This window comes from Mesorhizobium sp. M0119, assembly GCF_040322615.1.
Classification (GTDB): Bacteria; Pseudomonadota; Alphaproteobacteria; order Rhizobiales; family Rhizobiaceae; genus Mesorhizobium.
Genome location: NZ_JAMYTU010000043.1, coordinates 1 through 20,373, shown reverse-complemented (window position 1 = coordinate 20,373; position 20,373 = coordinate 1). Strand labels below are relative to the sequence as shown.

Sequence of the window (20,373 nt, the reverse complement as noted above, 5' to 3'; positions counted from 1 at the left end):
ATCACCTCGCCTCGGCATTTGCCTGTTGCTCCTGTCGCATTTCCGTTGTCTTGGGCGATTTCGCCAGCAAAAGCACCGCGAACTTGGCCGCGCCGAGCAGATTCATGCCGATGATCGGCCAGTGCGACAGCTTGAGTTCACGGTCGAACAGCGGGCCTTTCCTCAGTTCGCGTAAGGCCGCCCTCATAGACCAGTAGAAATGGCGAAGCAGCCACGGCGCGTGGCGGATATGTTTCAGGCAAAGCCCGCCATTGCCCATGCTGTAGTCGCGATGCAGCTTTTCGATGGCTTTGCGGTCGCGTCGGCCGTGATGGTGGTAAATCGTCATGTCGGGCACATATTCGACCGGAATGCCAAGCAGCACCGCCCGCACGAGATAGTCCGTATCCTCGGCGGAGCGCAGCGGGCCGCCAGCGCCGAACCGTTCGTCGAAACGGCCGATGCGGGCGGCAACATCGCGGTGCATCGTCATGTTGCAGCCAAGCACGAAGCCGCCGGGATGGACATCAGGGGTAAGCCGCGCGCGCACCGGCGACCGCTTGATCGTGAACGGCAGGTCGCGGGGATCGCCAATCTCGACGCGGCCGCCGCGGATGACCCGTTCGCCGGCCGCATAGTGCCGCTGCAGATCGCGCAGATAATCCTTGTGGACCGCGCAATCATCATCGACGAAGACCAGCACGCGGCCCCGCGCCCGCTCCAGCCCGGCGTTGCGCGCGGCCGCCAATCCGGGTCGTGGTTCGCGAATAGCGGTGAACGGAATGTCGGAAAGTTCGGCGATGCTGGCCAGCCGTTTGGCCGTGCTGTCGGTCGAGCCGTTGTCGACAACCACCAGCTCGGCGGCAAAGTCGGCATGGGCACGACACGCGGCCTGGATCGACCTGATGCAGGGCTCGAGCACGGCGACGCGGTCACGTGTGCAGACGATGAAGCTGACCGCCGGCGCCGGTCCTTGCTGCGGCCGCGGCGACATGGCCGCCGGCACCGTCGAGCCGCCGCGCTGCTGGAGCTGGTGCGATTTGACGAACATGCGTTGCTAGCTCAACTGGTTCGAAGGCAAAACCGCCGCGGCCGGCACGGACTGCAGATACCGCGACAGGGCATCCACCTGCCTGGTGACCGACATCGAGGCGAGACTGAAGCGCGGCGCGAAAGCACCGGTGCGAAACACGTACTGCTCGCGGCGCCGGATGAGTTTCCATTTCGCGGTCCGTGTCAGGAATTCGTGCATCAGCAGCGGCTGTCTTTCTCCCGCTATCAGCTGATAGAGGAAATAGAACAGGTTCAGCGTGCCAGCCTGGTAGCTCGGCCTCGTCTCGGCCGGCAGGGCGGCAATCCTTTCTTCCAGCGCAAGGATCCATTCGGCGGCACGGCGAACCGTGTCCATCGACAGGACGTCACCGATGTCGCGGAGGTCTTGCGTCTCTTCCGCGAGCCCCTCGCGCTCGAGGTTCTCGGCGACGATCTTCAAATGCGTCCTGCGCATTTCGCGCTTGTGCCTGTTGGTCACGCTGTCGTCGTGGATACGATAGGCGATCAGACTTTCGGGGATCATGGCCGCCGGGTAGCGGCCGGTCAGCCGCCTGAACAGGTCGAAATCCTCGGCATGCTTGTAGCTCGTGTCATAATATAGAACGTCTTCTTCTATGACATTCCTGTTGTATACCACCGTGGAATGCATGAAGATCGTGAAGAACATCGACAATATCCGCAGGCTATTGTCCTGGAATATCGGATCGGGCGAACCCCTGACGACGCGGTTGCCGAGCAAGGTGTCGAAGCCTGCACCGCATAGCGCAAGGTCAGGCTGCTGGTTAAACAGCGCGACCTGTCGCGACAGGCGCCGGGGATAGGCGATGTCGTCGGCATCCATCCTGGCGACCAGATCGCCGCGGGCCACGGCCAGGCCTTCATTGAGCGTTGCGATCAGGCCACGGTTTTCGCGCGAGATGATCGAGATGCGGCTGTCGACCTGGCGATATTTCTGCAGGATCTGCAGCGAGTTGTCCGTCGAGCCGTCATTGATGGCGATGACCTCCACACGCTCGTAATCCTGCCGCAGGACGCTGCCCAGCGCAGCGGCGAGATAAGGTCCCGCATTGTAGATCGGCAGCAGAACTGACACCAAGGGAGCAGCCATGATCAGCTCCGATCGGTTCGTTGCAGCTTGCGTGGCAAGCGTGATGCGCCATCGAGCGGCCTGCCCGGATATGCTCCCGCCGCGAGCCAGCCGGCATTGGTCGTGTCGATGCCTGCCGGGATGGCGCCGCGGCCCTTTCGAGCAACATAGGGGAAGTGGCGCTTGAGGCTGTTGAGCGGCTTCTCGAAAAGCAGCCACGAAACAGAGGCCAGCATGAGCGTCGCCGTCCCCGCCACCAGAAACCGTCCCGGCCCTTGTTCCGAGACGTTGAGCGGGATCCACGGCTGCGACTTGACGGTGAGCGACAGCACTATCGGATGGTAGAGATAAACGCCGTAGCTGATGCGGCCAAGACCAAGCAGCGGTGGCAGTTCGAGACCTTTTTCGAAATAGCCGCCAACCGCTGTCGAACAGCTTGCAACGATGACCACCAGCGGCACGAGAGGCAGTGTCTGCAACAACACCCAGAGGCCCCATTCCTGCACCGGATTTGCCGGCGCCGGCGCAAACCACTGCAGAACGAAAAACGCCACCGTGAGCCCCGGCCAGCCAGCTCGAAGCAATTGCGGCAAACCGGCTGCTCTTGACCGGTAGGCGGCAAGCAGCGCACCGGACGCCAGCGCATCCATCGACGCCGGCGGCAGCAGGTCGCGCGCCAAACCGGGCGTTCCAGCGATCGGCCAAAAAAAGCGATAGGCCAGCGACAGCACGATAACGCCGATGCAGATCGATTCCAGGCGCCGGCGCGGCGCCAGCAGGACGATCAGCGGCCAGGCGATATAGAACTGCTCCTCGATGCTCAGGCTCCAGAAATGGCAGAGCAGCCAAGGCGTCCATTCATTCTGCGCTGCGTACCAGAAATTCGACAGATAGAGCGCATGCCAAACCAGCGATCCTCTGGACTGCTCCAGGTCCACCAGCCAGACAAAACCCAGCACGGCGAAATAGGGCGGGAATATCCGCAGCGCTCGCCTGATATAGAAGGATTTCAGCGCCGGTCCGGTTTCGAATTCGGCGGCCGCTCTGGCTTCCAGCAGCAGTCGCGTGATCAGAAAGCCGCTCAGCACGAAGAACAGACGCACGCCAATATGGCCCCAGAACGAAGACCCGCCGGCCGCGAAGAAGTGGGCGTACAGCACCATCGTCACGGCGATGGCCCTCAGCGCGTCCAATTGGGTGTCGCGCGCATTTCCCATTAGCGGCGTACGCCGGCGGGACGGCGAAACTGCCAATCGGTCAACATGGCGGCGTCGTTCACGGCGCATTTCCAATCGGAAGCGCCCCCCTCACGCAGAATAGGGCCACCATTGTGCAACGCAACACAAAAAGTTGACACATTTGAAACAGGAACGTGAGGCGCGGCTAATAGAGGCTCAAAAACTGCAGGAAACAGCCTGAATTGTCCATTTCTGACGATTTTGGCGCCTACCTTGGCCTGCAGATATCAGTGTCGAATGTGCTGCGATGCAGCAAGCTTGCCGTCATCTCGGACGCGTGGCCTATGACGGATCCGCCAGGCACCTGAGCGCCGACCAGCAGTGGAGCCTCATGGCGAGCGGCACCCTCGCATCCGCCGGGAAGTAGATGACGTGTTGAAGCGGGACCCGCTTCGCTCAAGCTTCCCGCCTCCGAGCTACGCCTCCTTGCTGGCATTCGCGAGCCCCACTGTGCGACGCTCCGGGAGCCCCATTCCGACGAGCGCACCGGCGAGCGAGAGCAGGGCGGAGACGTCGATTGCCGAGGTGAAGCCATCGCTGAAGGCACGTGTAGACGCGAAGCTTCCGGTCCCGGCGAACACCGCACCGGCGATCGCGATCCCCGACACACCGCCCAGAAAGCGGAATGTGTTGAATGTGCCGGCAGCCTTACCGACTTCCGGCCGCGCGACCGCATTGAGAACCGCATTCTGCGCGGCAGGCATGGCCATCGATACGCCGGCACCGGTAATGATCAGCGGGGCGACTAGCTGGATATAGGGCAGATCAGGTGCTGCGATCTGCGCCAGCCAAGCCATTCCGGCTGCCTGCAGGATCAATCCGGCCACGACAAGCCAGCGCTCGCCGACGCGGTTGATCAGGCTGCCGGCGATCGGTGCAACAACAAAAAGCGTGGCGGTCCAGGGCAGCAATCCCATGCCCGCGCCGAGCGGCCCACGGCTCTGGGAAAACTGCAGAAACTGCGGCAACAGGAATACGAGCCCGTACATGGCGGCGCAGAGCAGGAAGTTCGCTCCTACGCCCGAGGAGAATGCGCGCGCCTGAAAGAACCGCAAAGGCAGCATGGGCTCACGGGTACGCAACTGCCAAAGGACGAATGCGATGGCGAGAAGCAGCCCGGCCGTCAGCGCCGTCAGCACTTCAGAGCTGCTCCAGCCCACGATGTTGCCGCGCATCAGACCCCAGACCACTCCAAATGCCGCCGCAGTTACCAGCACGACGCCGAGCACATCGATTGCCGTGCCCGGCCCGTGACTCTCCGGAATCCGACGCAGCACCAGCGGGACGAGAACGATGCCGACCGGGACATTGAGCCAGAAGATCCAGTGCCAGGAGAGACCTTCGGAGATCGCACCGCCCGCCATCGGACCGATGATCAGGGCGAGGCCGGTGATGCTGCTGAAGATACCCAGCGCCTTGCCTCGTTCCTCCGGAGGAAAAGCGACGCTCAGCAGCGCCATGGCCAGCGGCATGACCATTGCGGCACCCGCGCCCTGAACCGCGCGGGCGGCAATCAGCAATCCGGCATTTCCGGCGAGCGCGCACGCGACGGACGCTGCGACGAACAGCGCCAATCCGGCAACGAGCATACGGCGTCGGCCGAATCGGTCACCGAGCGCAGCCCCGGTCATGAGCAGGACGGCAAAACTCAAATTATAGGCGTTCATCGTCCATTGCAGCGTCTCCAGCGAGGCATCGAGTTCGACCCTCATCGTACTCAATGCGGTCGCCACGACCATCGCATCGAGAACGACCATTAAGGATCCTATCGACGTGAGGGCGAGAACCCAGACCTTCGTTGATGCCGCACTTTGCTTGCTCATGACTATGGATGCCTCCGGCTTGAACAGAGGGCCCGCCAGGTTCGCAGGGCCCACGATGCAGAGACGGGGAGGCACCCCCAAAGGATTCCAGCTAAGGAAAGTTTTTTGACCGAATCCTTTTGCCATCGTCGAGCGTCTATAGGACGCTGCGCCCGATGGCGGGCGCCTCTGCCTGGGAGATACGCATGAAATCGACCCTTGTGCGATGACCGGATCCACACCCGGCACGCCAGAAGGACGGGAGCCATTTGACCGGCTGCTCGGCGAATTGCGGCCGAAACTGCACCGTTATTGCGCCCGAATGACCGGTTCGGTGATCGATGCCGAGGATGTCGTCCAGGAAGCTACGGTCAAGGCGCTCGAGGCGTTCCCCGGGACCGGGCCGATAGCCAATGTCGAGGGCTGGCTGTTCCGCATCGCGCACAATGCAGCGCTCGACCACCTACGCCGTCGCGCCAGGGTGGATGCCGCGCATGCCGTCGAGGATATCGACACGATACCTGACCCCGGCATGTCGGCCGAGGGTCGGCACACTGCAGCCGCAAGCCTGCAGACCTTCATGCGCCTGCCCGCCGCGCAGCGTAGCAGCGTCATCCTCATGGATGTGCTCGGCTATACGCTCGAAGAAATCGGCAACATTATCGACAGCAGCGTTCCGGCGGTGAAGGCCGCGCTTCATCGCGGCCGTCTGCGCCTGCGCGAAGTCGCCGGCGAGCCTGACGATAGGCCCGTGCCGTTGTTGGCCGAGCCCGAGCGGGCGCGTCTGGCAGCCTATGTAGAGCGGTTCAACGCCCGCGACTTCGATGCGATCCGCGACATGCTGGCCGAGGACGTGCGGCTTGACCTCGTCAACCGGCTCCGGGCGAGCGGCCGCACGAAAGTAGGCCGGTACTTCCACAATTACGCGGGTATCCACGACTGGCGGCTGCTTCCAGGCCTGGTCGATCGGCACCCAGCCATTCTGGTGATCGATCCGGACGACTCAGCCGGAGGGCCAAGATACTTTATCCTGCTGGAATGGGCGGACGACAGATTGGCGAGAATTCGCGATTTCCGCTACGCGCGCTACACGCTTGACGGCGCCGAGGTGGTGCCTCTGCGGGCATAGCAATTCGCATTTCATAATGCCGAACCAAGCACTTCGGCTATTTTGGATCGCGGCCGCTTGCCATCCAAGCGGCCGCCCTTTTCCGCCGATCGTGCTTTAAGCCGGTAGCAACTCCCTGCGCGGCAGCGGCGGGAAGGCGATCGCAATCGCCATCGCGCCAAGCCCGACAAGAGCCGAGCCGATGAACAGCCAGGAATAGCTGGCATAGGCATCGAACACCATGCCGCCGGCGAGCGGGCCGAAAGCCATGCCGAGGCTGGACAGCATGGTTACGGCACCGAATACCGTGCCGAGGATGCGCTGGCCGAAATATTCGCGCGCCAGCACCGCATAGAGCGGCATGACGCCGCCATAGGTGGCGCCGAAGATGACGGCGAGCGTGTAGAATTGACCAAGCTCGCTGACTGCAAGATAGGCTGCGATGACCACGGCCTGTATGGCCAGCCCGGTGATCAGCACCGGCTTGACGCCCAGCCGATCGGCCAGCACGCCGTAAAGCAGCCGGCCACCCAGCCCTGCCAGGCCCTCGATGCTGTAGATGCTGACCGCCGCCATCGGCGCTATGCCGCACAGCATCGCATAGCTCACCATGTGGAAGATCGGCCCGGAATGCGCTGCGCAGCAGGCAAAGAAGGTCAGTCCCAACACGATGAATTGCGGCGAGCGCAGCGCCTGCGGAACCGTCATGCCGGCACCCTCGGCGGCAACGCTTGGGGCAGCGCCGTCGGCAGCGGGCTTGGGCGGCTGGCGCACCAGAAGCGCGGCCGGCAGTAGCAGCACCCACGCCATTATACCGATATCGAACATTGCGGTGCGCCAGTCGTAGGCCGAAATCAGCCAGCGGGCGAAGGGCGAGATGGTCATTGGCGCCACGCCCATGCCGGCCGAGACCAGCGAGACGGCGAGGCTGCGGTTCGTGTCGAACCAGGCGGAGGTGAGCGCGATCATCGGCGCGAAGAAGGCGCTTGCCGCGAGGCCGACGAGCACGCCGTAGGCCAACTGGAAAACGAGCAGCGAACCGGTGCGGCTGGCCAGCACCAGCGCCAGGCCGAGCAGCACGGCGCCAGTCATGACGACGATGCGGGCGCCGAAGCGGTCGTAAATGGCGCCCCAGGCGAAGCCGCCGAGACCCATTACCAGGAAGTTCAGCGTCATGGCACTCGATATGCCGGCGCGCGACCATTGTGTGTCGAGCGCCATCGGTTCGAGGAAGATCGCCAGCGAGAACATCGCCCCGAGGGCGACACAGGTCATCAGCGCGCCAGCCGCGACGATAACCCAACGATAGGGAAGGCTCATTTCAATTTTCTCCCATGCCGGAAGCGTTGATACGGCACGACTTTTTCGAGCTTCGCCGAGCCGCTTGCGTCCGAAGGACGTTGGACAACTTTTGAATCCGACAATCCGGTTGCATTTTTTATCCAGTCAGGAAATTGCGCCGCTCAATTGTTCCATTCCATTGACCGTGCATCGTCCTGAGCTAGATTTCCAGCCTGGCGATCAGGAGCTATCGGGCATGGAACTTCATCGCGGCCGTCTCATCGACCACATCCAGTTGGTGGTCAGGGATCTTCCGGCCAGCCGGCGCTTTTACGAGGCGGTTCTCAACGTGCTAGGCATACCGATCGGTGGCGCCGGCAATGATTATTTCTGGGCCGACGAGCTGTTCATCTCCAGCCCCGACAGCCCGGCAGCCCAGGGAAAGCTGACCGGCCGCCATCACCTTGCCTTCCAGGCAAAGGACCGTGCGATGGTCGATACCTTCTACAGGGCCGGGCTTGAGGCCGGCGGCACCGACAATGGTGCGCCGGGCGAGCGGCAGCACTATCACCCCGGTTACTATGCCGCCTTCCTGCTCGATCCCGACGGCAACAATATCGAGGCCGTCCATCACGGCCCGGCCAACCGCAGCGCCGAGTCAGTGAAGATCACGTTCTGATGATCGGGCGATGGGGGCAAGAATCTTGCTTGCGACGGCGTCGGATCGGCTGCGGAGGTCATTCCGCCCCGCCCTATCGCGTCAGTGCCGCCATTTGGCCCACCAGGAAGTCGACGAACAGCCGCGCGCGGACCGGTAGCTGTCGCCCGTACGCATGGACGATGTGCACCGGCATGGTTGGCATCGCCACCTCGGGCAGGATGCGGACCAGGCGGCCCGTGTCGAGATCGTCCTGCACGGCAAACCGCATCAGATGCGCGATGCCGGCGCCGGCAAGTGCCGCATTGCGGACGGCACCCCCGTCGTCGGTATCTAACCGCCCAACCGGCACGATCACCGTACCGTCGGCAAAGGCGATGGGATAGGGCCGGCCAGCCATCTGGTAACGGATGAAGTCATGGTTCGCCAGACCCTCGACCGATGCCGGACGGCCGCGCCGCTCGACATAGGCCGGCGAGGCCACCAGCACGATCGGCAGATTGGCGATTTTGCGCGCGACGAGCCCGGTGTCTGAGAGCGGCCCCATGCGCACAGCAACGTCATAGCCTTCGCGGATCAGATCGGCGTGGCGATCGGTGACGCTGAGCTCGACTTTCACTTCGCCATGCTGCGCAAGGAACGCTTGGGCCCATGCCGCGATCAGGCCGCGACCGAGTTCGACCGGGGCTGTGACGCGCAGCAGCCCACGCGCCGTATCGGCCATCTGCACGATGTCTTCGGCATCGTCCAGCGCCCTGAGCAGCGGCGCCACCCGCTCGTAATAGGCGAGGCCTTCGCTGGTCAGCCCGAGCCGACGCGTGGAGCGCTGGATCAGCCTGACGCCGAGCCGGCGCTCGAGCCGCGCCACGCTTTTCGACACCGCCGACGGGCTGGAGCCGATCAGCCGGCTGGCGGCATGGAATGAGCCGGCATCCACGGTTCGGACAAAGGCGACGAGACCGGCAGTCTTTTCGAGGATGGTCGTCATTCCGGAATTCCAGGCACGAAAGAATGGATCATGATGATCCTAATACGCTTTTTGATCATCATTAAATACCGCTCATCGTCGACAAAGGAGAGATTGATGAGCAAGCTGAACGGCAAGGTCGCCATCGTCACCGGCGCATCCAAGGGTATCGGCGCCGCCATCGCCAAGGGTCTTGCCACGGCCGGCGCCGCGGTGATCGTCAACTACGCCTCGTCACGGGAAGGCGCCGACCGCGTCGTCGCCGAGATCGAGGACCGTGGCGGCCGCGCCGTCGCCGCCCAGGGCGACGTGTCGCAATCGGCCGACGTGCGCCGCATGTTCGAGGCGGCGAAGTCAGAGTTCGGCGGGCTCGACATACTGGTCAACAATGCCGGCGTCTTCGCGTTCGAGCCGCTGGAAGCGGTGACCGAGGCCGAGTTTCACCGTGAGTTCGACACCAATGTGTTGGGCATCATTCTGACCACGCAAGAAGCAGTGAAGCATTTTGGCCCGGGCGGCGGCAGCATCATCAACATAAGCTCGGTCGCCAGCCGCAATCCGCAGCCGAACTCGCTCGTCTATGCCGCCACCAAGGGTGCGGTGGACACGCTCACGCTGTCGATGTCGCGGGAGCTCGGCGCCCGCAACATCCGCGTCAACGCCATCGCGCCCGGCGGCGTCGATACCGAAGGCCTCGCGCGCATTGGCATCGTCGGCAGCGAATTCGAGAAGCAGATTATCGCCATGACCCCGCTCGGTCGCTTCGGCCTGCCCGACGACGTCGCCCGCGTCGCGGTGTTCCTCGCTTCCGACGAGGCGTCATGGCTGACCGGCGAGCGCATCACTGCCTCGGGCGGCTGGCGATAGGCATGGAGGGCGCGGACCTGCTGTTTCACGGACCATGCCCCACGCCGCGCGACGTCGAGGAACACCGCAATCGATGACGACAGCGATCTAAGCCCTATGTTTCAGCGAGGGAGGAGCGCCGTGCGCTATCGATGACGGCGCAATGCCAGGGAGGTAACGGATGACGGGCGACGAAAGAGCAATCCGAAAGCTGGTCGAGACGTGGATGGATGCGAGCAAGCGTGGAGACATCGCGACCGTCCTCAGCTTGATGACAGACGACGCGATCTTCATGGTTCCCGGCCGGGAACCCTTCGACAAGGAGATCTTCGCGGCAGCCGCGCAGGAGACGGCCGGCGTTCATATCGACGGCACGAGCGATATCGTGGAACTACAGCTTCTCGGCAATTGGGCCTTCATCCGCAGCCGCATCGACATGACCGCGACCCCGCCGAATGGCGAGCCGGTCCATCGATCGGGATATGCGCTGACGCTCCTGCGCAAGGAGGCGGATGGTGAGTGGCGGCTCGCGCGCGACGCAAACCTGCTGACCGCGCAAGGCTAGCGCCGGTCTCCGGCATCTCTGCACCGGAAGGCGCGCCAGGTGGAGCGATAAGGTGGCGAAGATGCGTTCAACGTCGCCCTGAACAGCATTCCCCTCCTCCATCTGATCACACCGGCAAGAGGGCGTTCGGCTTGACATCGGCGATGGAGGCGAAAGTGTGCGTTTCGCGCACGCCGGGCAGAGGCAGGATGATCCGCTGCAGGAAATCCTGGAACCCCGCCATATCAGCGATCCGCGCCTTGACCAGATAATCGAAACCGCCAACCACCATATGGCACTCCAGAACCTCCGGAGCTTTCGCCACGGCTTCGGCGAAGCGGTCAAAGACATGCGGCGCCGTGTGGTCAAGCCTGACCTCGATGAACACCAGCGTTCCCCTGCCGACCTTGCGCGGATCGAGCATAGCCCTGACCGCGGTGATGAACCCGTCGCGGAACAGGCGCTTCACCCGCTGGCTGGTTCCGGTCGGCGACAGCCCGACACGCCCGGCAAGATCAAGCGTCGTCCGGCGCCCATCCTCCTGCAGCAGCCGGAGCAGGCTGCGGTCTATCTGGTCGAGGTCGTCCATTTCACAATCCACTCTATCTCAGGGATTTGTGTGCTGATTTCACGCAGAGATGCCAAAATCAACGTATTTCATCACATAAAACCTCGCAATAGCCTGCGCTTCCCTCACCCACTCAAAGCAGATGTGGTGAGCCGATTTCGACGAACACAGGAGTGCAGGATGACCAAGGAAGCGTTCAGCCCAGCCGGCAAGAGTGCGGCGGAAATCAGCAAGGGAGCGACCGAGATCCTGGTGCTGAGCGAAGCCGACGTGATGGCGTGCATCGACCTCAGCCAGCTTCTCGATGTGCTGGAAGACGGCTTCAAGGCGCTGTCACAAGGTAAGGTCGTCAATCCACCCCGACCACAGCTCGACATCCCCGGAGCCGGCTACAGCCTCGCCATGCCGGCCTGGATGGAAGGCATGAACCTGACCGTCAAGATCGTCAATGTCTTCGAAGGCAACCTGGCCAAGAACCTGCCCAGCCATCTCGCCACCATCAGCCTGTTCGATCCGCTGTCCGGCCTGCCGGTCTGCATCATGGACGGCACCTTCATAACCGCGGTGCGAACCTCCGGCTCCGCCGTGCTGTCGGTGCGCGCGCTTGCCCGCCGGGATGCCAGGATAGCGACAGTGATCGGCGCCGGCGTGCAGGCCAACCAACACCTGCATCTGTTGCCGCTGGTGCGCGACTTTGCCGAAATCCGGGTCGCTTCGAAGAGCTTCGACGATGCGGCAGCACTTGCCCGGCTGCATCCGTCGGTGGTGGCGGTCGCCGACCTCGAGGCGGCGGTGCGCAGTTCCGACGTGGTGTGCCTGGCGACCCACTCCTACCAGCCGGTGATCGACGCAGGCTGGGTCCAGCCGGGCACGCATGTCTCGTCGGTCGGGGTGGCGCCGCCCGGCGGAGAAATGCCGATCGAGCTCATCGGCAAATCCAGTCTTTTTGTCGAAACCAAGGATGCGTTCAAACCGACCCCGGTCGGTTCTTGCGAGCTTGCCGGCTTCGACCCGGATTTCGGCACCGAGCTTGGCGCCATGCTGCTCGACCGCGCGCCGGGTCGCGTTTCCAATCAACAAATCACCACCTACAAGGCGATGGGCATTGCGATGGAAGACATGGTCGCGGCCGATCTCGCCTATCGTTGCGCCAAGCGTCTGCGCAAGGGAAAGCTCATCGTGCTGTAGGCGCGTGCCGCGAGCCAGGCGGGATCTACCTTCCTGACAATGGCCCCTTCGCGGAAGCGGCCGGGCTAAAGGCGGCCTCTCACGCCGGCTCGCGCTTCAATGCTTGCGCCATGCAGTGGATGCCGCCGCCGGTCTTCGAGATCTCGCTCATGTCGATGGCCGCCACCTCGAAGCCGCGCGCCTTGAGCTGACCGATCAGCGTCTGGCTCGAGGTCGGGGCGATTACCCTGTCCTTGCCCAGCGACATGAAGTTGCAGCCTAGCGCCATCGTGTCCTGGAACGGCACGTCGATGATCTCGTGGCCCTTGCCCTTCAGCCAGTCGACGATGCCCGGCTCCGTACAGGCAAGGCAGACGGCGGTCAGTTTTTCAGCGATTGGCACCACCATCAGGTCGATATGCACGTAATATTCGTCGATGAAGGCGATGCGGGTCTCCCAGCCCTCCTTGTCGAACCAGGCCTGCACCTGGCGCGCGCCCTCCTCCTGCGTGCGGGCGCCGCCGCAGCCGATCAGCACCACGCCATCCTCGATGACATTCAAGTCGCCGCCTTCGAAAGTGCCGGCGGTGACCATGTCGTAGATCGGGATGCCGAGCTTCTCATAGGTGCGGATCGCCGCGTAGTTCTCGCCGCGCCGCCACCACTGGGCCATGGCGGTGATGATGGCGCCGTAGGGCGTCATGACGCTGGAATCGCGCGAATAGACCTGCATCGGCAACTCCGGCGTCGGCTCGTGCCAGTGGATGTTCACGCCGAAATGCTCGTAGGCGGCGGCCAGGTCCTTGTGCTGCGCCTGCGCGATCTGGACGTTACAAGGCGCCTCGCGCAGATGTTTTCGCGACAGCGAGCTGGTCGAGAGATGGCGCAGGAAATTCGGCGAGCCGAGCAGCACGTCGGTCAGCACATCGGTCTCGTTGGCAAAGCCCCAGGCGGTCAGCGGCTTAGTGCCGCCGGCCGGGTTGCGGCGCTGCAGCGAAAACGGCTCGGCGACGATGCGGTCGTGGACGGTCATGGGGTTCTCCTCGTGAAGGGGGCGGCCTTGGTTGATCATGCAGCTTGGTTGCTTGGTATCCACCAATCCCGTCCGCGCGGGGTGGTGACATATTCCGGCCAGCGAAATCCAATCGGCGGCTCGTAGTCGCAGAGCGGCGCAATCCAGCTCGTGCCGCCGATCCCCCCGCCGGTGCGGGCGACGAATTCGTCCATCGCCGCGTCGCGCGCGGCCTCGTCTTCCAACAGGCGAAATGCCGCGAGCGCGATCGTCTTTGCTGCGCAGGTGACCATCGGGTCGATGGTGGCAGAAATGCCGCCCAGCGCATTCATCGCCCAGGACGGAAAGCCGTGGCCGTTCTCGGACCGCAGCGCCGGCCGGGCGACGTAGAATCGCGCCGTCGGCGTATGCCACGACATGTCAGTGTAGTCGTCTGAAGTCGAATTGAGCTGCGATGGCGGCAGGTCGCGGCGCAGCAGCGCCTCTGCATCCTGCGGCGCAATCAGCCGCTCCAGCTCGGCGATGAACGGCTCGTCGGTCGCCTCGCCGCCGGCATTGACCTGGATTTCGCGGGCGATCGCCTTGGCCGTCTCGTCCCAATGCGGCGGCCCGACCGCCGCCAGCGCGTCGAAGGCAAGGCCGGCCATGACGTGATTGGCCAGCCCCGGCCGCGACTTCGACACCCAGTGCCGCTCATGGCGGCAGCCGCTCATCTTGGCGGCGGCTTCCGCGTTGCGGTCGAGCATGGCGGTCACCTGCTCGGCCATCGCCAGCGTCGGCGCACGGATCATGTACTGGATCTCGGCCAGCCCGGCCGGCAGATTGTCGGCGGTCGCCTGACCCGCCGTCAGGATCGCCTCGCTGATCGACCAGCCGCCCTGGTGCGGCAGCATGGAATCGCGCAGCGCCTTGGAGGCCATATACATCATCATGAGCGCGTCGTTGGCGCCGGGCGCCCTGACCGCCGAATGCGCCTGCGGGATGGGTGCTGCGGTGCCGGCCGCCCTCGCCCAATGTTCCGGCTCGTCGCAGATGAAGCGGTAGATCATCGCATAGGCCGCCCCGCAATGCGTGTCCCATCGGGCCGTATTGCACAGCGGCAGCATGTAAAAAGGATGGAAGGAGACCATGCCCGCCAGCCCATCGTAATAGCCCTTCGCGGCATGGATCGGCTTCGATCCCCTCACCTTCTCCGCCGGCTCGCCGGTGAAGCGCAGCGTACCTGATATGCCGTGGCGCTGCATCGCCGCCTTGGTCGCCAGCAGCCCGGCAAGGCTGGCAATGCCGAGCCCGGAATGCGGATCGGTGTGGCCGCCGGCCTGTTCGCCGAGGCCCGGACGCGGGCGCTTTACGGTCGCCGCATCCTGGCAATTGCCCGGCACCGCGTCGTATTCGGCATACAAGCCGATCGTCGGGCCGGCACCGTTTGTCCAATGGGCGCAGAAGGCCGTTGGCATACCGCCGGAGCCTTCCTCGACCGAAAACCCTTCGTGTTTCAGATGCTCGACATACCAGGCGGCCGACTGGTATTCGCGCCAGGCGGTCTCGCCGAAATCGAAGATGGTCCGCGTCCACGCCGACAGCGACGGCTGGATGTCGTCCAGACAGGCAAGCGCGGTCGCTTGCGCCGAGGTCACCGGTTTCTCCATGGCGGAAAGAAAGCAGTGAAGCGCCCCCCCAAAAAGTGATATGTTTTCCCGGCTCATGCAAATTCGGTTCACCTCTTGCGAATTCCCTCCACTCAAGCGCTGCGCGCCCTCGACAGTTTTGCCCGCCATGGCAGCGTCTGGCGCGCCGCCGACGAACTGCATCTGACCCGCAGTGCCGTCAGTCATCAATTGCGCCTGCTCGAGCGCGATCTCGGCTTCGACCTGCTCGAGCGCATCGGTAAGGGCGTGGCGCTCACCCCGCGCGGCCAGCGCTATGCCAGCGATGTGCGCAAGGCGCTGACGGTGCTGGGTGACGCGGTGACGCGCCATGCCGGCACCGGCGTCGGCGGCTCGTTCAGTGTCAGCTGCACGCCGGGTTTCGCCTCGCTGTTCCTGTGCACCCATATCGGCGAGTTCCGGCAGATGTACCCCGATGTCGCGCTGCGCATCCTGACGCCGCGGCGTCTCGATGATGTCAGCAACGCCGAGGCCGACGCCTTCATCGCCTTCGGTGTCGGCAACTGGCCGAACCGCGCGGTCGAGCTGTTGTGCGAAATCTCGTTCACGCCGCTGTGCAGCCCCACCCTGCTCAACAAGATCGGCGGCTTCTCCAAGCCGGCAGACGTGCTGCGCGCCAATCTCCTGCATCTCGGTGACACCGAGGACTGGGCGCGCTGGCTGGCCCTGTCCAAGGTCGAGAACCCCGACCCGGAAGGCGGCATCTTCTTTTCCGACATGAACCTGGTCTTTTCGGCGGCGATCGCCGGCCAGGGTATCGCCATGGGCGACGAGCTGACCAGCGGCCGGGCACTGAGCGAAGGCCGGCTGGTCCGCCCCTTCGACATAGCGATCAATTCCCCGCGCTCGTATTTTCTGGTTTCCGAGCACGCCAAGGCGGCGCATCCGGTGCTGGAGGCGTTTGGGCGGTGGCTGAGGTCGAAGCTGTCGGAGAACAGAATCCATCCGTATTGAGTGGGACGTTGGAGCACCAATCTCCCCCGTGTGGGGAGATGTCCTGCAGGACACAGGGGCGGGAAGGATCGCAGACTTTTCCATTCGTCATCCTCGGGCCTGACCCGAGGATCCATGCCGTGACGTTCGCCTAAGAACGCGGCGGGCCAGAATTCCGCACCGCTGCGGCGCTCGTGCGTAACGGCATGGATCCTAGGGTCTGCGCTGCGTCGCTTCGCTCCTTGCTTTGCCCTAGGATGACGAAGGCATGAGCGCTTTCACTAATCGCAAACGTTTGTGAGCGCGCTGTCGTCAGCGTTTGTAAGTGCGCCAGCCTTTCCGCCAAACCCACAACAGATGAATCAAATTTGCCGGTCAGGCGAAAACTATTCGGTTGCGGTGAGCCGCCGCCCTGCCTACGATTTCGCCTACGCTAAGGAAAGGGCAGGATGCAGCAACCCGGCCGGGCCGCAGAGATCAAGGCAATCGGGATCGGCAAGAGCTTCGGCTCGTTCCGTGCGCTGGACGATCTGACGCTCGATATCGGCCGTGGCGAGTTCCTCACCCTGCTCGGCCCCTCCGGTTCCGGCAAGACCACTTTCCTGATGATCCTTGCCGGCTTCATTCAGCCGACCGACGGTCGCCTTTACAGCGACGGCGTCGACATCACCGAGCGGCCGGCCGAGCAGCGCGCCGCCGGCATGGTGTTCCAGGGCTATGCGCTGTTCCCGCATATGAGCGTCGAGGCCAACATCGCCTTCCCGCTCAAGGTGCGCAAGAAATCGTCGGCCGAGATCAAGCGCCGCGTCGGCGAAATGATCGAGCGCGTCGGGCTCAAGGGCCACGAAAAGAAACTGCCGTCGCAATTGTCCGGCGGCCAGCAGCAGCGGGTCGCGCTGGCGCGGGCGCTGGTGTTCGAGCCGGGCGTGCTTTTGCTCGACGAGCCGTTTTCGGCGCTCGACAAGGGCCTGCGCGGCCAGATGCAGGCCGAGATGAAGCGGCTGCACCAGGTGACCGGCACCACCTTCGTCTTCGTCACCCATGACCAGAGCGAGGCGCTGGCTTTGTCGTCGCGCGTCGCCATCTTCAACCATGGCAAATTGCTGCAGGTCGGCGCGCCGGACGAGGTCTACGACCGGCCGGACAACCGCTTCGTCGCCGAGTTCCTGGGCGAGATCAACATGCTGCCGCTGAAGGGCGTGCGCCCGGCCGACAATGGCTCGACGGGGGTCTGCGAAGACCGCGCGATCAGCATGCGCTGCAAGGCCGAGAAGGTCCGTGGCGACGCCATCCTGGCGATCCGGCCCGAATACATGTCTATCGCTCCCGAAGAAGCCATTGGCGAGAACGGCATTGCCGCAACTGCCGTCGCCTCGACCTATCTCGGCGCTGCGACGCGGCTCGATCTGACGACGCGCCAGGGCGCCAAGGTGACGGTGTCGGTGCCGAATGAGGTTGCCGCCTCTGCGCTCAGCAAGGGCAATTCCGTCTGGCTGACTTGGCCGGCGGAAAAGGGTTTCCTCCTTCCGAACGGAGGACAATGACGATCGGCGTGGCGAAGTCGCCAAGCTCACTTTCGAAAAATATCAACGACAAAAAAGGGGAACTGACATGACAAACCAAACCAAGAAAAATTCCATCGAGGCGCTATCCGCCAGGGCAGTGCGCGGCGAGATCTCGCGCCGGCAGTTCACGCAGCTGGCAGGGATGGTGCTGGGCGGCACGCCGATGCTGTTGCGCTCGACCGGCGCATTTGCCGCGGCGAAGGAACTGGTGCTGGTCAACTGGGGCGGCGACGCCATCACCGCCTATGACGCGGCTTACGGCCAGGCCTTCACCAAAGAGACCGGCATTGTCGTCAAGATGGATGGCTCCGGCCCGACCGAAGGTGCGATCGCAGCGCAGTTCAAGAGCGGCGCGCCGACCTGGGACCTGGTCGACGTCGATCCGTTCTCGGCCATCACGCTCGGCGCCCAAGGCATGCTCGAGCCGATCGATTATGCGATCGTCGACAAGAAGAAGATGCGCGAGGGCTTCGGCTGGGAATACGCCGCCTCGACCTATTTCTTCTCCTACGTCATCGCCTACGATGCCGAGAAATACGGCAGCCAGGCACCGACCGGCATGGCCGATTTCTTCGACGTGGCAAAATTCCCCGGCAAGCGCTCGCTCTACAAATGGGGCGTGTCGAGCTGGGAAGCGGCACTGCTTGCCGACGGCATCGCGCCGGCCTCGCTCTACCCGCTCGACCTCAAGCGCGCGCATGACAAGATCGCCGCCTTCAAGGAGAACGTCGTCGCCTATTGGGGTGGCGGCGCCGAAAGCCAGAGCGTGCTGCTCAATGGCGAGGCGTCGATGGCCATCGTCTGGTCGACCCGGGCTTCGCTGATCGAGCAGGATTCCGGCGGCAAAATCAAGTTCATCTGGGACCAGGGCCTGATCTCGCCCGGCGCGCTCGCCGTGCTCAAGGGCAATCCCGGCGGCAAGGACGCGGCGATGAAGTTCATCGCCAGCACCCAGGACCCGGAGAAGGAACTCATCATGTTCGAAAAGCTCGGCCAGGGTCCGGCCAACCCGGCCGCCGACGCGCTGATCCCCGCCGACAAGAAGCGCATCAACCCAGTCGATCCCGAGAACATGAAGAAGCAGATCCCGCTCGACATGGATTGGTACGCCAAGAACTACGGGGCGGCGCTCGACGAATACACGAAGATCATCTCCGCCTGACAAGCCGGGATAACCGGATGAGAGCATACCTCTCCGACAGGATGGGCGCGGCGCTGTTGATGGCGCCGCTGCTCCTCTTTCTTGTGCTGGCTTACGCCTGGCCATTCCTCGGCGTGGTCAAATGGAGTTTTACGCTGCCCACGCCGGGGCTGGGGCAGTACAATGCGCTGCTCACGGATCAGTTGGTGCAGTCGGTCTTCATCCGCACGCTGCGCATCGCCGCGATCGTGACGATCGTTTCGGTTGCCGCCGCCTACGCCATCACCGTTGTCTGGGTGCGCGGCACGCCGGTGCAGCGCGTCGTGGCCGAGTTCTGCATCCTGGTGCCGTTCTGGATCTCGGTGCTGACGCGCGCCTTCGGCTGGGTGGCGCTTTTGTCCAATCGCGGCCTGATCAACACCTGGCTGCAGGCGGTCGGCTTCATCTCGGAGCCGCTGGCGCTGGTGCGCAACGAGTTCGGCGTTATCGTCGGCATGACGCATTTCCTCATCCCCTTCGCCGTGTTTCCGCTGGCCTCTTCGATGCGCAGCCTCGACGACCGCGTGCTGCTTGCCGCGCGCGGCCTCGGCTCCAGCCGCATGCGCACCTTCTGGTCGGTGTTCGTGCCGATGACCCGCTCCGGCATCATCGGCTCGGCGCTGATCGTCTTCGTCTTTTCCCTCGGCTTCTTCGTCACGCCGGCGATCCTCGGCGGCGGCCGCAGCGTGATGATCGCCGAGCTGATCTATCTCCGCATCTTCCAGAGCCCGGACTGGGGCCTGGGCGCCGCGATCAGCGTTGTGCTGGTGCTGTTCGTCGGCGCACTGATGGCGCTGCTGTTCCGCTATATCAGACCAAAGCAATTGGTGTAGCGCCATGCCGACCTACCGCCCCGGTCCCGTCTCGTTGATCCTCGCCGCCCTGGTCGCGCTGTTCCTGCTGCTGCCGTTGCTCGCCGTCATTCCGGTGTCGCTGACGCCGAGCCGCATGCTGGCGATGCCGTCCGGCGAATTGTCGCTGCGCCATTACCGGGCGTTGATCGAGGATCCGCGCTGGATCAATTCGATCCTGCTCTCGATCAGGATAGGCGTCGTCAGCAGCGCCTTTTCCACGGTGCTGGCGCTCTGCTTCAGCCTCGGCGTCTGGATGTTCCAGCCGCGCTTCACGGCAGCATTGGTCGGCTTCGTGCTGCTGCCGATGGTGGTGCCGCCGGTGGTCTCGGCAATCACGCTCTACTTCCTGCTGACCTCGATCTCGGGGTTCTCGTCGTTCTTCGGCTATGACACCTGGCTCGGTGTCGCCATGGCGCATGCGGTGATGACGGTGCCCTTCGCCACGGTGCTGATCCTGGTGTCGCTCAGCCAGCTCGACCGCCGCATCGATCTTGCCGCGCGCGGCCTCGGCGCCACCGTGTGGGAGCGCGCCACCCGCATCATCATGCCCAACATCAAGTTCGGCATCGTCACCGCGGCACTGCTCTCTTTCGTGCTGTCCTGGGAAGAGATCGGCGTCACCCTGTTCATCACCTCGGTCAACGCCATCACGCTGCCGCGCTTGATGTGGATGGGCCTGCGCGACAACATCGACCCGGCGATCGCCGCACTTTCGGTGATCCTGATCGTCATCACCGTGCTGGTGCTTGTGGCGGGCCGCGCGCCGGGCGGGCCGGGGCCCCCGCACGGAGGGGACCCCCCCACACCCCGGGGGGGGCGGCGAAGAAAACATTGCCGGACATTTTAGATTGTGAGGTGGTGGGT

General features: G+C 63.9%; 19 protein-coding genes. 10 read left to right on the top strand and 9 right to left on the bottom strand.

Annotated elements, in window-relative coordinates; all coding sequences use genetic code 11:
- Position 1: 1 nt before the first annotated feature.
- The 4 genes from NKJ40_RS26585 to NKJ40_RS26570 all read right to left on the bottom strand — a co-directional run bounded on the left by NKJ40_RS26585 (position 2) and on the right by NKJ40_RS26570 (position 5,180).
- On the bottom strand, positions 2-973 hold the full coding sequence (locus NKJ40_RS26585; protein WP_352468628.1) for a glycosyltransferase family 2 protein: 972 nt from the start codon (positions 971-973) through the stop codon (positions 2-4).
- A gap of 63 nt (positions 974-1,036) precedes the next feature.
- Positions 1,037-2,140 (bottom strand): glycosyltransferase family 2 protein, encoded by a 1,104-nt coding sequence (locus NKJ40_RS26580; protein ID WP_352468611.1) that lies wholly within the window; start codon positions 2,138-2,140, stop codon positions 1,037-1,039.
- Positions 2,141-2,142: 2 nt separating this feature from the next.
- On the bottom strand, positions 2,143-3,336 hold the full coding sequence (locus NKJ40_RS26575) for an acyltransferase family protein (RefSeq protein WP_352468610.1): 1,194 nt from the start codon (positions 3,334-3,336) through the stop codon (positions 2,143-2,145).
- Positions 3,337-3,773: 437 nt separating this feature from the next.
- Positions 3,774-5,180 (bottom strand): MFS transporter, encoded by a 1,407-nt coding sequence (locus NKJ40_RS26570; protein WP_352468609.1) that lies wholly within the window; start codon positions 5,178-5,180, stop codon positions 3,774-3,776.
- Positions 5,181-5,385: 205 nt separating this feature from the next.
- On the opposite strand from NKJ40_RS26570, the gene NKJ40_RS26565 reads away from it, so the two are divergent.
- Positions 5,386-6,288: a sigma-70 family RNA polymerase sigma factor gene (locus NKJ40_RS26565; protein WP_352468608.1), complete on the top strand. Its 903-nt coding sequence runs from the start codon at positions 5,386-5,388 to the stop codon at positions 6,286-6,288.
- 96 nt (positions 6,289-6,384) lie between these two features.
- Here the strand turns inward: NKJ40_RS26565 and NKJ40_RS26560 are convergent, their stop codons facing one another.
- Positions 6,385-7,587, bottom strand: a complete 1,203-nt coding sequence (locus NKJ40_RS26560) for an MFS transporter (RefSeq protein ID WP_352468607.1) — start codon at positions 7,585-7,587, stop codon at positions 6,385-6,387.
- 217 nt (positions 7,588-7,804) lie between these two features.
- On the opposite strand from NKJ40_RS26560, the gene NKJ40_RS26555 reads away from it, so the two are divergent.
- Complete coding sequence (locus NKJ40_RS26555; protein ID WP_352468606.1) at positions 7,805-8,227, top strand: VOC family protein; 423 nt, start codon at positions 7,805-7,807, stop codon at positions 8,225-8,227.
- Between the two features lie 73 nt (positions 8,228-8,300).
- Here NKJ40_RS26555 and NKJ40_RS26550 read toward each other — a convergent pair whose 3' ends face one another.
- The gene (locus tag NKJ40_RS26550) at positions 8,301-9,194 is read right to left on the bottom strand and encodes a LysR family transcriptional regulator (RefSeq protein ID WP_352468605.1); all 894 of its coding nucleotides are present in this window, start codon (positions 9,192-9,194) and stop codon (positions 8,301-8,303) included.
- Between the two features lie 96 nt (positions 9,195-9,290).
- Between NKJ40_RS26550 and NKJ40_RS26545 the strand changes: the two genes are divergently transcribed.
- Both NKJ40_RS26545 and NKJ40_RS26540 read left to right on the top strand, forming a co-directional pair.
- Positions 9,291-10,040: an SDR family NAD(P)-dependent oxidoreductase gene (locus NKJ40_RS26545; protein WP_352468604.1), complete on the top strand. Its 750-nt coding sequence runs from the start codon at positions 9,291-9,293 to the stop codon at positions 10,038-10,040.
- A 160-nt stretch (positions 10,041-10,200) separates the two neighbouring features.
- Positions 10,201-10,584, top strand: coding sequence for a YybH family protein (locus NKJ40_RS26540; RefSeq protein WP_352468603.1), 384 nt, complete (start codon positions 10,201-10,203; stop codon positions 10,582-10,584).
- A 106-nt stretch (positions 10,585-10,690) separates the two neighbouring features.
- Here NKJ40_RS26540 and NKJ40_RS26535 read toward each other — a convergent pair whose 3' ends face one another.
- A complete protein-coding gene (locus tag NKJ40_RS26535) occupies positions 10,691-11,152 on the bottom strand; it encodes an Lrp/AsnC family transcriptional regulator (protein ID WP_352468602.1) in 462 nt (153 codons plus the stop codon).
- A 159-nt stretch (positions 11,153-11,311) separates the two neighbouring features.
- On the opposite strand from NKJ40_RS26535, the gene NKJ40_RS26530 reads away from it, so the two are divergent.
- Positions 11,312-12,319 carry an ornithine cyclodeaminase family protein gene (locus NKJ40_RS26530; protein WP_352468601.1) on the top strand — a complete coding sequence of 336 codons (1,008 nt, stop codon included), beginning with the start codon at positions 11,312-11,314 and terminating at the stop codon, positions 12,317-12,319.
- Positions 12,320-12,398: 79 nt separating this feature from the next.
- Here the strand turns inward: NKJ40_RS26530 and NKJ40_RS26525 are convergent, their stop codons facing one another.
- Together NKJ40_RS26525 and NKJ40_RS26520 are read right to left on the bottom strand one after the other, a co-directional pair.
- Entirely contained in the window at positions 12,399-13,331 is a 933-nt protein-coding gene (locus tag NKJ40_RS26525) for a dimethylarginine dimethylaminohydrolase family protein (protein WP_352468600.1), read from the bottom strand.
- A 35-nt stretch (positions 13,332-13,366) separates the two neighbouring features.
- Positions 13,367-14,959, bottom strand: coding sequence for a zinc-binding metallopeptidase family protein (locus tag NKJ40_RS26520; RefSeq protein WP_352468627.1), 1,593 nt, complete (start codon positions 14,957-14,959; stop codon positions 13,367-13,369).
- 75 nt (positions 14,960-15,034) lie between these two features.
- Here NKJ40_RS26520 and NKJ40_RS26515 point away from each other — a divergent pair, with 75 nt between their 5' ends.
- From NKJ40_RS26515 to NKJ40_RS26495, 5 genes are all read left to right on the top strand, one after another.
- On the top strand, positions 15,035-15,931 hold the full coding sequence (locus tag NKJ40_RS26515; protein ID WP_352468599.1) for a LysR substrate-binding domain-containing protein: 897 nt from the start codon (positions 15,035-15,037) through the stop codon (positions 15,929-15,931).
- Positions 15,932-16,359: 428 nt separating this feature from the next.
- Positions 16,360-17,454 (top strand): ABC transporter ATP-binding protein, encoded by a 1,095-nt coding sequence (locus NKJ40_RS26510; RefSeq protein ID WP_352468598.1) that lies wholly within the window; start codon positions 16,360-16,362, stop codon positions 17,452-17,454.
- Between the two features lie 67 nt (positions 17,455-17,521).
- Positions 17,522-18,637: an ABC transporter substrate-binding protein gene (locus NKJ40_RS26505; protein WP_352468597.1), complete on the top strand. Its 1,116-nt coding sequence runs from the start codon at positions 17,522-17,524 to the stop codon at positions 18,635-18,637.
- Between the two features lie 17 nt (positions 18,638-18,654).
- Complete coding sequence (locus NKJ40_RS26500) at positions 18,655-19,488, top strand: ABC transporter permease (RefSeq protein WP_031194462.1); 834 nt, start codon at positions 18,655-18,657, stop codon at positions 19,486-19,488.
- Positions 19,489-19,492: 4 nt separating this feature from the next.
- The gene (locus NKJ40_RS26495; RefSeq protein WP_352468596.1) at positions 19,493-20,356 is read left to right on the top strand and encodes an ABC transporter permease; all 864 of its coding nucleotides are present in this window, start codon (positions 19,493-19,495) and stop codon (positions 20,354-20,356) included.
- Positions 20,357-20,373: the final 17 nt, after the last annotated feature.